Genomic DNA, 12,635 nt, shown 5'->3' on the forward strand with positions numbered 1-12,635 from the left:
CCATCGGGGTCAGCTCCTGCTCCAGGAAGCCCAGGGGCATGAGCAGATTAGCCGGAACCACGACGAGCAGCTATTTCAGCTCTCCCCCGGCCTCAAGAGAGGTAATAGTGACCGTGCTGCCGGAGCTGGTCACCTCGATAAGATAATAAGGATCTGCTGGATCAAAGCCAGCACTGGATAACCTCAGCTTGTTACCCATATAAGTTTGACCGTCGAAGGCCCAGGCGGACCCCCAGCCTTTGAGATGCGCTTGTGCAGCAACACCTGCAGGTCGTTGCACGACAATCTCTGATCCTCCCCCGCTGATCCGTATGGGAACCACTCCAGAGGGCACGGGAAGCTGTAGCAGGATTTGACTGCCTACTCCCCTGACCTCGAAAGAAGCAAGATTGAGGCCGCTCAGGTCGGCAAAGACATCTGATCCCCCGCTCTGGACGACGATTTGCCACGGAATGGAGCCGTTCAGAGTAATCTCTGCCTGACGCTGATCTCCCGTCAAAAGCAGGAACTGTCGAGGATAGCGGATAGTGACTACTCCACCTTGGACGGTCACATTGGGAACCGCTCCCTTGAAACGCGCCTGGTAGAGTTCGGCCATTTCTGAGCTCGTCCGTAAGACCAGCCGGATGCCAGCAGAGAGAAAAACCAGTCGGCCCTGCGGGAGATCATCCAGGGGAGCGGAGAAAATACTTCTCTCTTCTGGCAAGGCCGTTTCTTGCAGCTGGAGCAGCTGCTGGCGCGAAAGCGTGTTGCTGCGCTGGAGAAAGGCTAAGAGAAAGGCAAGTTGTTCCTCATTATAGCTCGATATCACCTCGTCCCACGTCTCCTCAAGAGCAGCCAGCATCGCGCGAACCTTGCGCAGCTCCTCCTTGCCTGCGGTGAGCCGGACAATGACCCTGCGACCATCGCTCTTGTCTCGCTCCCGATACACCAGCCCAGATGCCTCCAGACGGTTGAGCACCTTGGCAATGGCCCCGCTGATCATTCCCATCAATTCGGCGAGCTGACCAGCAGAAACTTCACCGGCCAGATCGAGCAGGTCCAGAACCTGGATGTCTGTGTCAGCCGCCAGGCCCGCCTGGGTCGCTGCTACACGGAAGAAGGCAGCGCCAAAACTGTTACTCTTCCTCAATTCACGCTTGATGGCTGCCAGCATCTCCGCGCGGTTTTCCTGAGTGTCACTTGACACGGTCTCTTCCTCTGTGGTACCTTCTATTTGTGTGACTCAGTCACTTAAATGAATTTTTCTTTAGTGACTAGAGAATAAAAATGGCGGAGTGAGTGGTGACCCAATCAGTAAATGAGTATACCATAGGAAGGTCTCGCCTGTCATGGTCATGCTGGAGCTGGAAACCACCCTGCAGGATGCACCGTCCCAACCGTCTTATCGCGGCTGGGGGGCTATCCCGGCCCTGACTGGGCCTGGCGACTGGACCACCTGGGTCCGGTGCTTGTCTAAAGTGTGAAAAGTAATCAACCTGACGTAGGAGGCATCTGATGCCAGACATGGCAATTCAAGTCAGAGATTTGCACAAATCATACCGACAGCTCAAAGTCCTGCAAGGCGTCGAGTTCGCCGTCGAGCAGGGCCGCATCTTCGCCCTGCTTGGCCCTAATGGAGCGGGGAAGACGACGCTCATCAAGATCCTCAGCACCCTCCTCAAGCCAGACAGTGGCACAGCCCTCGTCAATGGCTTTGATGTGATCGCCCAGGCTGCCCGGGTCAGGCACTCCATCAGTCTCACGGGCCAGTTTGCGGCTGTAGATGAGCTATTGACCGGACGTGAAAACCTCATTATGATCGCCCAACTTCGACACCTCAAACAGCCGCGTCGGGTAGCTGATGAGCTACTGGAGCGCTTCGGCCTGACCGAAGCCGCCAATCGTCGCGTCTCGGCCTATTCGGGAGGAATGCGTCGCCGGCTGGACCTGGCCATGAGCCTGGTAGGAACCCCGCCGATCATATTCCTTGACGAGCCAACTACCGGGCTTGATCCCGAAGGACGCCTGGAGGTCTGGAAAGTGGTCAAGGAGCTGGCTCAAGGAGGAAGAACGATCTTCTTGACGACGCAGTACCTGGATGAGGCGGAGCAGCTCGCCGATCGCATTGCCATTCTCCATCAGGGCCGCATCATCGCCAGTGGAACCCTGCAGGAGCTAAAAAAGCTCTTTCCCCCGGCCCGCGTGGAGTATGTGGAAAAACAGCCGACCCTGGAAGAGATTTTCCTCGCCATCATTGGTCAAAAGGAGGTCTGCTAAATGGCAACCCTGCAGCGCTACTTTTTCAGCGACCTGGGCGTGATGCTTGGTCGTTCGCTACGACACATTTTCCGCAGTATGGACACCATTATCACCGCTACCATCACGCCTATCGGTCTTATGTTGCTGTTCGTGTACGTGTTTGGGGGCGCGATCCAGAGCGGCACGGCCAATTATGTTAATTACGTGTTGCCCGGGATCTTCCTGGTCGCCATCGCCAGCGGGACCTCCTATACCTCCCTGCGTCTGTTTACCGATGTGCAACGAGGGATCATGGATCGCTTCCGCTCTATGCCAATTGCCCCCTCCACTCTTCTGTGGGGCCATGTGCTGGCTTCGCTGGTCTTCAACGGGATTTCGCTGCTGATCATCGTCCTCGTCGCTTTGCTGATGGGGTTTCGCTCAGCGGCGGGTATCCTGCCCTGGTTGGCCATCGTCGGTCTCCTGGCCCTGGTGACGCTGACATTAACCTGGGTAGCTGTCATCCCTGGGTTGACCGCTCGCTCGATCGACGGTGCTGCCGTCTTTGCCTACCCGCTCATCTTTCTCCCCTTTATCAGCTCGGCCTTCGTGCCCACCCGCTCGATGCCGCCAGTCGTGCGCGCCTTCGCCGAGCACCAGCCAGTGACGGCAATCGTGAATACGATCCGGGCCTTATTGGCGGGCGAGCCGGTCTCTCAGGAGATCTGGATAGCGCTCGCCTGGTGTCTGGGAATTCTGCTGCTGGCTTTCTTCTTCGCCAGGATGGCCTATAAAAAGCGTACAGCATAGACCACTGACGTTTAGTTGTCCTGAATGCAGCTCATCATGATGGAGAGATCTGGCATCTCGAACGAACCTTTGCCGCGCCGCTTTTCGTTCACTGCATCCTGGTAAGAATCTTCCAGCAGCCTTAGCGCGACAGGCTGCGTAGAGGCCTCCAGGGAGAAGAGGAACCCTGTGACTGACTCATGGCCAGCTCATGGTGAGAGAGCAGTATCTCAACCCCTCCCTCGCCCTCGCTCACCTGGAGGCAACCTCAGAGGGAGCCGTCTCACCGGCGCCTCCTCCCCAGCGCATCGAGACCGAGGTATTGATCAGACCAGTAATGATCATCACAGGTCGGGTGTAGGCCAGACTCGGACGCTGCCTGCCGAAAGCGAAAGACTCCTTGACAGGGCGGATCGCGTGCTCTATGATTCACATATCAGTATAAACGGATATATTAGTATCTTAAATAGCTGATTCGAGGCAAGTGCCAGCGAGTCTGCCTGACGGGCAGAGGTGCCTTTCTGAGAGGCAGGTCATGAGCACCAGGTGAGGCCCACCGAGGCAAGACCAGGCTCCCTCAATGGCAGGGGAATGGGGACGGTGTTGGTTACTGGCCGGGCCGCTTTGATTTCCCTGCTGCTGACCCCTGGGCTTGCAGCCCTGGCCTCTCTCGCCCTGACAGAAGTCACGAACGGAAAGGAAGTACCCGAGCAATGTCGATCGTCGCAGAGCCTGATCTCTTGATTCTGGGCAGCGGCTCGACCGCCTTCGCCGCGGCCCTGCACGCCGCTGACCTGGGCAAAACCGCCCTGCTCACCGAGGAGCGCACCATCGGCGGGACCTGTGCCAATCGGGGCTGTCTGCCCTCCAAGAATCTCATCGAGGCGGCGCGCCTGGTCTACGAAGCAGCCCACCCGCGCTATCCGGGCCTGACCCCTTTGCACATGCCGGCCAACTGGGCTGAGCTGCTGCAGCAGAAGGATGCTCTGGTCCAGACCTATCGCTGGGAGCGCTACGAGCGCCTGCTGCGCGAGATTCCGGGGCTGGCCCTCGTAGCGGGGCGGGCGCAGCTGCGCTCGCCGCACGAGGTGGTGGTGACCGGTCCCGACGGGACGCGACACCTGCGCGGTCAGCAGCTCCTGATCGCCACCGGCTCGCGTCCGATCATTCCGGCGCTGCCCGGGTTAGAGCAAGTTCCTTTCCTGACCAGCGATCTGCTCAGCAGCGCCGATGATCCCTGGCGAACCTCCCTGCGCCAGCAGCCGCGCTCGTTGCTGATTCTGGGTGGGGGGGCCATTGCTCTGGAGCTGGGCCAGCTCTTCGCCCGGCTCGGGACGCGCGTGACTCTGCTGATACGCGGCTCGCAGCTGCTACCCGGAGTGGAGCCGGAGCTAGCACAGACGCTGGCGGAGCTGCTGCAGGCGGAAGGGCTGCGGCTGCTGACCGGGGTCCAGGTGCAGGCAGTTGCGCCAGGCAGCAGCGGCGTTGCGGTCACGCTGCTGCAGGCAGGACGAACAGAGACGCTGGAGGCCGAGCAGCTACTGGTAGCAACGGGACGGCGTCCCAATACCGACGGGCTAGGACTGGAACGCGCTGGGGTGGCCCTGGAGGCGGACGGGGCGGTGCGGGTCGACCGCACGCTGCGCACGAGCGTCGCCCACATCTGGGCGGCTGGCGATGTCATCGGCACGGCCTGGGGCAACCAGTTCGCCACGCCTGTCGGGGCCGCTGATGGCAAGCTGGCGGCCCACAATGCCCTCTCCGGGGAGCCACCGCGCGCCGTTGACCATCGGGTGATCCCGCGCTGTATCTTTACCGATCCCCCGCTGGCGATGGTGGGTCTCACCGATGCCCAGGCGCAAGCGGAGGGGCTGGCCTGTGCCTGTCGCGTGCTGCCGCTGAGCCTGGTGCCGCGAGCGGGGGCGATCCATCGGAGGCAGGGCCTGGTCAAGATGGTGATAGAGCGGAGCAGCCGGCGCGTGCTGGGGGTGTCGCTGCTCGGGGAGAGTGCCGGCGAGGTGATCCACGAGGCGGCGATGGCCCTGCGCTTCGGGGCCAGGCTGGAGGATTTCACCGAGTTGGTCCATGTCTATCCGACGATGGCGGAGGCGCTCAAGCTGGTGGCGCTCTCCTTCTCACGAGACGTCCGCCTGCTCAGTTGTTGCGCCAGCTAAGCTGAACTGGGAAGGGCTGGATGCTGCTCCGGCCTTGTCTCCTCCTGTGAGCCACTGGACTGCTTCAGGCGCAGCGGTCAGGGCAGGACCAGCGTGAGGCGATCGCTGGCAATCATTTGCCATTGGGGCACAGCGCTGGGGGCATCCAGCAGCCTCGACGTGGTGGAGAGAGGGTTGCTGCTGGGCTGGATGGCTAGCCCTGGGTGGGGGCGGGTGAATAAGGGTCTCTCCTCCCCTCCCCTCTCCTCTCATGAGCTGGGATGGCTGGTCGCCGTAGGTCTGGGGCGTGCCTTCTCGCACCTGTCAGATCGCTGCTCGCCACCCTCTGCGGTTCGCCCCTCGGGTTCGGGCTGGCTCTCCCCAGAGACGGGGGTCCACTTGACCCCAATGATCTCCGGCTCCAGGCTTAAGCGCAGACTCAGCCTTTCCAGGAGCCGGTCATTCTTCGCCGCGAGGTAGAGCCTTGCTTGTAGCGTCACCAGATCTGGCCCAGGGCCATCTTGACTCTGGAACGCTTGTAGCAGCACTGGCTCGGATTGCACAGTGTGCCACAGAATGGCCCGCACCTGGTGGGCCATGCGCTCAGCAGCGAGCACCTGGAGCAGGTAGCAAGCTCCCCGCTTTTCTGTGGAGTGTCGGGTCCAGCGGTCAATCATTTGCCCGACCGGTCGCAGGGTCAAGTGAGTTCCTACGATCAGTAGCGTGCTCAGCGCTGCCAGGGCAAACTGACCTGTCGCTGCGAGGACCCCCGTAGCTGCTACACACCACAGTGTTCCCGCTGTGTTCAGACCACGAACTGCCAGGCCGTCTCGCAAGATGACTCCTGCACAGAGAAAGCCAACTCCCGATACCACCTGAGCCGCCAGCCGATTGCCTCCAGGGAGCTGCGTAGAAGCTAAGACAAACAGCGCCGAACCTGTCGCAACCAGCGCACTGGTGCGCAATCCTGCCGCCCGTTGCCGGTATTGACGCTCCAGGCCAATTACCAGGCCGCAGAGCAGCGCGCTGAGCAACCGAACCAGAAACGGTCCCATCCCCATACTATTCCTCGTTTCAACGGAAATGAAGAGAAGAGGCCATGATATCTCTATCTATCGACCTGTGCCCCTTATCACTACAACAGGATTGCCACGAGAGAGCCGGTGCGCCAGTACAAACACCCTGGCTCAGTCTCTAGCCTGGTTGCTGCCCGCTCTCCTGCTCTCAGCAATGAGATAGAAGCATCCTGTTAAATTGGAGGTGTGAAAAGAAAGAAATCATCATACGGCTATTGAGCAAGTATAGTCCAGAGATAGACAAAGGTCAAGCAAATAGGCGATCTTCATCATAAGAGCGCTGCTTTTGCCTGCGTGCGCGTGATCTGGCGCGTGGGTTAAGAAGGAAGGAAGAAGAAGGGGAACAAGCTAAGCCAGTCCTCGTTAGAGGAGAGATCGCTGGTGTCAGCAATGTGGGAGGGAGTGCCAGGCGAGGCGCTTCCTGCCCTCCTGTGACGAAAGGGGAGGAAAAGGCACGGCTAAGCAGCAGTCCCACTGCTTGGAGTTCGTGCCTCTTCCTCCTTCGAGGGGAAAGCCAGGGGAAGGATTTCCTAGTGATGCGGAGTTGGAGTGCTCGTTGGCTTCTTGCTGTTGGGTGTAGGAGTAGTGCTCGGCTTATTTCCTGTGGGCGTGGGCGTCATGGTCGGCTTGTTGCCTGGGCTGCCACCAGATGTAGACCGCTGGAGGCAGACCTGCAGCGGCGTCGTGCCACACAGCTCCAGCGCGTCGGCCAGGTAGTGGCTCACATTAGAGTCAGAGAGTTTGCCCACCGGGTTGGTGCGGTCGTGAGCCGCCAGGTACTGTGCCAGGGACAACAACTGATCGATCTCTCCATAGCCATAGACACGGCTGGCGCTCACGCTCACGCCGCCGGTGGTTGTGCCCACAAAGGTGCCCTGGTGCAGCGCGCAGAGCGCTTTCACTGGGGCATCAGTACTGGCAGTACTCAGGTGATAGCTGGCAGCCAGCTTCTGGGCATCTGGCAGGCCCGGACAGCTCCCCGGCCCATGCGAGGGGCTTCCCTCAGCTTGCGTACTGGCATGGTGAGTAGCCTCTGAAGTCGCTGCGGCATGGGTATGAATGAATGACTGGATAACTGCTTGTCCGGTAGAGGTAGCCGCAAAAGCGGCGGTCGCGCTGCCCACAAGGAAGACTCCCGAGAGGAGCATAATCAGAGCCTTCTTCTGCAAGAGAAAGATGAGCTTCATAGATCTCTCCTTTTCGCTGTTTAATAAGTTAGAAAAAGTACCCACAAGGTACATGGCGGTTTGGGTGATCCAGGTCCAGACGCAGGGCAACCCGCCTTGACTGACCTGTGCTCGCTGAAAAAGTTGCGCGGAGGGTGTCTCAGGTTACGGCCTGAACCGGTCCTAGGATAAAAGGGAGAGCGATCTTCCCACAGCTATATGTACTGCTACAATTGGGTTGCTTCCCGTACCGTAACCCGTTACGGGCATCTCGCCTTGAAAGGCGGAGCAGCACGTGACAGAGACAATCGAGCGCCTGCTGGATCGTGCCCGCCAGGGAGATGCTGAGGCCGTGAGCATGCTCTACCAGCGCTTTTTGCCTGGTGTCTTTAGCTACGTTGCGGCTCGCGTCCCCGACCGGGCGACTGCTGAGGATCTGACCTCGGAGGTCTTCCTCCAAATGGTCGAGGGTCTTGCCCGTCTGAGGGCGCGAGATGAGGCCAGCTTTCTCGCCTGGCTCCTGAGTATCGCGCGTCTCACAGTGGCTGGCTACTATCGCTCGCGCGAAAAAGAACCACTACTTCTCTCGCTGCAAGACCAGGGCCGGCAAGACTCGCCTGCAGACTCGCCGGTCGGGCCGATTGATGACGCTGTGCGTGATCCTCTTGCGCTGATAGAAGGTCAAGAGGACTGGCAAGCCGTTGTCCAGGCGATCAATCACCTGACTGAGGAACAGCGTCAGGTCCTCGTGAGCCGTGTGATTCTAGGGTATGACCTTGCCACTGTTGCGCGGATGCTGGGCAAGCAAGTAAACGCAATCAAAGCGCTGCAGTTTCGCGCTTTGCAGCGTCTGCGCCGCCTCCTGGGCGATGGGTCTGGCTCCCTGCGTGTTGCTCAGAAACGGAAGGAGAGGGTACCATGAAGCCGCTCGATGAGCGCCTTAATGACTACCTTGAGCGCCTCATGAAGGAGCAGGAGGAGGCGAGGCACCCGGTGGGCGGCTGCCCGGAGCCGGCGTTAACCCAGGAGCAGAGTCCGAGCCCGGATCTGGAGAGTCTTGTGGGCCTGGCGTGGCGTCTGCGACATGCGCCCCAGCTGCAAGTCGACCCTGAGTTCGCCAGGCAATTGGAGCGGCGTTTAGTCGACCGTTATGCGGAATTGCGTCAGCGGAGCCAGAAGCGGCGGCCTCTCTTTACCGCACTTCGCTGGCGTCCTGCCCTGGCTATTGCTCTCAGCCTGTGTCTATTGCTTTGTTTGTTCTGCACAAGTCTGCTGGTTCTGGCTGCTCAGGTCACCGATCCTGCTAATCCGCTCTACACGCTCAGGCGTTGGGAGCAGCATGTCGAGATCCAGCTGTCCAGCAATCCGGCCAGCCAGGCGACCCTGAACCTGCAGATGGCGCGAGAGCAGCTCAGTGTGCTCGTCAGGCTAGCTGACTCGGGCCAGGGGGAGGCATATCAACAGGGCCTCCTTGATCTTGACCGACAGGTAGATGCTGCCGCTTCAGCGATCGCGAGACTACCGGCAGGCCCCCAGCGCGACCAGCTAGCCGGGGATCTGGCAGCGCTGAAATCTGATTCGATCCACGAGCTACGTCACCTGCTCTCTCGCCTTGGGCTGCCAGAGCGCCTGGCGACCACTCGTGAATTGGGGCAGTTGGGAGATACGGTTCCCACGCTGGCGCACGTGACCGTGGTGCTGCAGTCTCATTCTACTAATGGCCTCGTGACTATTACCCTGACGGGAAGCGATCTCCAGCCGGGTGCGCAGTTGCTGGTGAACGGCGCGGTGGTCGAGGCGCACGAGACTCAGCGGCAAAGTCAAGGACTGATAGTCTTTGTGACCAACTGGCAAGGGAACCAGCGCCTGCAGAGTCTGGGCATTCTCAACCCTGATGGAACAGTGGCCCAAACCAACGCCATCGCTCTCACTAGTGCTGGAGAGAGCCATCAGCGTGGTGGCAGCAGCAAACCCACGAGTACGCCAACTCCTCACGGGAACAAGCCAACGGTGTCCCCTCCGTCGCACGGTGACCAATCACTGGTCCTTCCCTATGTGGCACGACTGGAAGCATTAGCTGAACCCGGCTGCGGAGGAGGAATAAGGGGACATACGGCCACACCAGGGTGCAGGGTGACGAAGACCTGAGAGGATGTGCCTGTCCAGACTTGACCTGCTGGGACTGGGACCTGGGGATATGCCAGAGCCTCCGGCTGAGGGCATGAATGTACCAGCTATGGGCATAGATCAAAGCAAGGCGGATACACTCCAGGCTGAGCTTGAGCAGGCATCTCTCAGGTCTGTGAAAGACGCCTGGCAGCGCTCTGATCTTCATGGCCATTGTCATGGGCCTTTGGATGGCTGCGTGAGATGAGGACTGCTTGCTTGGAAGGAACCGGCCAGCCTGGCGCGGCGCTTCCTCCAGGGCGAGCTGTCTCCCTCCCTCTGAGGGAGGCTCGTCTATTGATCTCAGTGACAGTATGTCCCGGCCTGTAAGCAGAAGCCCTGCTACAGGGGGCCAATGACGGGATTAGATGATGGGTGCCTGTATGGTTCCGCGACCCATAGCGGCCCCTTCCTACTAACTAAGCATCATTGGGGCCCAGACGTATAATCCCAATTGTGGCCGGGTCGAGCAGAAGACCTGGCCAGCCAGGAGGAAGTTGCGCTATGACTTCTGAGAAGATCCCCTTTTCCAAAGAAAAAGAGACCATGCTCATGACCCTGAGCGGGCGGGCGCTTCAGAGCCAATGGGAGCGGCCCATCTTGCGCGATCCCTGGGCTGAAGCGGCGATGAAGCAGATCGATTACGATATCCGCGAACAGTATCGGGGGCCTGGATCGTGGAAGATGTGGGAGAAAATCGGCTGTACCGTCATTGCCACACGAGCAGCAACGTTCGATATGCTGGCGAGCCGCTATCTGGCTGAGCATTCTGAGGCAGTGGTTCTCCATGTGGGCTGCGGCATGGACAGCCGTGTGTTCCGCATCGATCCGCCGGCCTCTGTTCTGTGGTTCGATATCGATTATCCCGATGTGATCGACCTGCGTCGTCGCCTCTTCCCCGAGCGAGTGGCCTATCGTCTGATCGGGGCCCCGCTCTCAGATCTGCGCTGGTTCGATGAGGTTCCGCGAGATCGGCCAGGATTGCTAATCGCTGAGGGGGTGCTGCACTACCTGAGCGAGATAGAGGTGAAAGCGCTGCTCAATGCTGTGGTGGCCCACTTTCCCAGTGGCCAGCTGATCTTCGACATCTGCAACAGGTTGATTGTGAAACGAGCAGGCTCAAACGTTGGAGGCACAGGCGCCACCTATCGGTGGGGCCTCGATGATCCAGAGGAGATCAGGCAGCTAGAGCCAAAGCTGGATCTTGTCCAGGAACTCAGGCCCAGCGAACTCATTGCCTTCTCACGCTTCCCACTCTGGGTACGGGCCCTGTTCCGCCTGATGGAGGTCAGTCCCGCGCTGTGGCGGACTGAGAGGATCGTTGTCTATCGCTATGGGCAGGCTGGCGACCTGGACGAGGCTCGTGCTCAGGCTGAGGGTGATCGCGTCGCTAAGGACGCGGCTGGCAAAGAGAGAGCGCCGTAGTCGCCCGGCCTTGCCGGCGAAAGGACTGGGATAACGATCTGATCCTCCGTCTGCGATCAACCTCCACCGGGGCCGTCCAGGTCCTCGGCCCCCTTCTCGTGACTGTTTCATTACCTACGCCTTGGGCAGTTCCTCAAAGATGATACAGCATCTCATGAAGACACTGCTGAAGCATCATCATCTCTGTGCGAGATAAAGCAAGCGATCTTCCCGGCCAGCTCTGATGTGGAAGGACCTCTCTTCAATCCCTTCTCCCCATAAAAAATTGATAAAAATTAATAGGTCTGCGCTTATTCCTTGCCAGCTGCATTGACAGATACGCATCTCCTTATTTACACTCTTCACTGAACTATCTACTTCATGTGCTACAGCTGATAGAGCCTGGGAAATGATTCAAAATCTTTTTGCCTCCCCGGGAATACGATACCGGATGATAGCAGCATGGGTGATATGACGAGGAGAGAAGAAAGGAGGAGTAGATGCCCTGGTGGTTTTTCCGTCGGCGCGGCGGGAGCGCGCTGTCGACAGGACCGGCGGGACAGAGCAGCGGAGCGGGTTGGCACTTGGGAGACGTAGCCTTGCCCCGCTTACAGGGCCGGCGCCGCTACCTGCAGGAACAACCGTACTTGTTGCCCAAGGATCTCGGCGAAGTCAATCGGCTCGATTTCCAGCACTATATGTTTCGTGCCGCGCTGCGTGGGAACTACCTGGCGCCGATTGGGCAGCCGAGGCGCATTCTCGATGTGGGCTGTGGAACCGGGCGATGGGCCATCGAGCTGGCGCAGCAATTTCCGCAGGCGGAGGTGATCGGGTTGGATCTGGAGCAGGCCAAGAGTACGAGTCGCATGCCCTCGAACTATCGCTTTGTTCGGGGGGACGTGCTGCAGGGTCTGCCGTTTGAGGAGAACACCTTTGATTTTGTGCATCAGCGTTTGCTGATCCTGGCGATTCCGCTGGTGGCCTGGCCGGGGGTGGTGCAGGAGCTGGCGCGAGTGACCGCTCCGGGTGGCTGGGTTGAGCTGCTTGAGACAAGCATCAGCTCACGCGATTGGGGAACCTGCGGGCCGGCGATGCAGCAGCTGCTCGACTGGATGGGACAACTGGCGTCGCTGCGTGGGCTGGATACGGAGGGCGTGGTGGTGCGCTCGCTCGAACACTATCTGGCAGAGGCTGGCCTGATCAACATTCAGCGCCGTCTCCTGGAGGTCCCGGTTGGCGACTGGGGCGGGCGCCTGGGTTCGCTGGTGGCCCTGGACTTTAAAGAGGGGGCCAAAGCGGTGAGTGGGCCGATCGCCGCGCGCTTTGGCCGCTCAGAGCAGGAGGTCCTCGACATTATCGAACAGGTTAATCACGAGTGGAACGCGCTGCAGACACGCGGCTATTTTATGATTGTCTACGGACAGAAGCCGCTCACTGGCTAATTTGCCAGAAGGAGTCTGGCTTCCTCTCTGGCTCTGGTCTGGCTCTGACGTCTCGATTCTGGTCAGCAGCGCCTGACTGAGAACGCAAGCAGGAGAGCATGGCCAGCACCATCTCCCCCCTCGATGTGCCTGGGCATGCTCTCTTGTCTGCTGCATCTTTCGCACTTCTACTACTATGTTATCGCTGTATATTCCAGACGGGCGGCTGACAGGCGCAGA

The 12,635-nt window shown here is 59.7% G+C and carries 10 protein-coding genes; 7 read left to right on the plus strand and 3 right to left on the minus strand.

Annotated features, from left to right (window positions below; all coding sequences use genetic code 11):
• Positions 1-70: 70 nt before the first annotated feature.
• Positions 71-1,189 carry a MarR family winged helix-turn-helix transcriptional regulator gene (locus A4R35_RS01925; RefSeq protein ID WP_223258148.1) on the minus strand — a complete coding sequence of 373 codons (1,119 nt, stop codon included), beginning with the start codon at positions 1,187-1,189 and terminating at the stop codon, positions 71-73.
• 308 nt (positions 1,190-1,497) lie between these two features.
• On the opposite strand from A4R35_RS01925, the gene A4R35_RS01930 reads away from it, so the two are divergent.
• From A4R35_RS01930 to merA, 3 genes are all read left to right on the plus strand, one after another.
• Complete coding sequence (locus A4R35_RS01930; RefSeq protein WP_112426013.1) at positions 1,498-2,259, plus strand: ABC transporter ATP-binding protein; 762 nt, start codon at positions 1,498-1,500, stop codon at positions 2,257-2,259.
• Positions 2,260-3,030, plus strand: a complete 771-nt coding sequence (locus A4R35_RS01935; RefSeq protein WP_112426015.1) for an ABC transporter permease — start codon at positions 2,260-2,262, stop codon at positions 3,028-3,030.
• A gap of 692 nt (positions 3,031-3,722) precedes the next feature.
• Entirely contained in the window at positions 3,723-5,183 is a 1,461-nt protein-coding gene (gene merA, locus A4R35_RS01940; protein WP_112426017.1) for a mercury(II) reductase, read from the plus strand.
• A gap of 248 nt (positions 5,184-5,431) precedes the next feature.
• Here merA and A4R35_RS01945 read toward each other — a convergent pair whose 3' ends face one another.
• Together A4R35_RS01945 and A4R35_RS01950 are read right to left on the minus strand one after the other, a co-directional pair.
• Positions 5,432-6,217, minus strand: coding sequence for an MgtC/SapB family protein (locus A4R35_RS01945; protein WP_189361230.1), 786 nt, complete (start codon positions 6,215-6,217; stop codon positions 5,432-5,434).
• Positions 6,218-6,768: 551 nt separating this feature from the next.
• Positions 6,769-7,425, minus strand: coding sequence for a hypothetical protein (locus A4R35_RS01950; RefSeq protein ID WP_112426021.1), 657 nt, complete (start codon positions 7,423-7,425; stop codon positions 6,769-6,771).
• 274 nt (positions 7,426-7,699) lie between these two features.
• Between A4R35_RS01950 and A4R35_RS01955 the strand changes: the two genes are divergently transcribed.
• The 4 genes from A4R35_RS01955 (at position 7,700) to A4R35_RS01970 (ending at position 12,416) form a co-directional block, all read left to right on the plus strand.
• Entirely contained in the window at positions 7,700-8,326 is a 627-nt protein-coding gene (locus tag A4R35_RS01955; protein ID WP_223258149.1) for an RNA polymerase sigma factor, read from the plus strand.
• Entirely contained in the window at positions 8,323-9,552 is a 1,230-nt protein-coding gene (locus A4R35_RS01960; RefSeq protein WP_112426023.1) for a DUF5667 domain-containing protein, read from the plus strand. Before A4R35_RS01955 ends, A4R35_RS01960 begins: the two co-directional genes overlap by 4 nt.
• A gap of 522 nt (positions 9,553-10,074) precedes the next feature.
• Positions 10,075-10,995: a class I SAM-dependent methyltransferase gene (locus A4R35_RS01965; RefSeq protein WP_112426025.1), complete on the plus strand. Its 921-nt coding sequence runs from the start codon at positions 10,075-10,077 to the stop codon at positions 10,993-10,995.
• Positions 10,996-11,474: 479 nt separating this feature from the next.
• Positions 11,475-12,416, plus strand: a complete 942-nt coding sequence (locus A4R35_RS01970) for a class I SAM-dependent methyltransferase (RefSeq protein ID WP_112426027.1) — start codon at positions 11,475-11,477, stop codon at positions 12,414-12,416.
• The last annotated feature ends 219 nt before the right edge of the window (positions 12,417-12,635 follow it).

Origin of the sequence: Thermogemmatispora tikiterensis, assembly GCF_003268475.1 — a bacterium.
Taxonomy (GTDB): Bacteria; Chloroflexota; Ktedonobacteria; order Ktedonobacterales; family Ktedonobacteraceae; genus Thermogemmatispora; species Thermogemmatispora tikiterensis.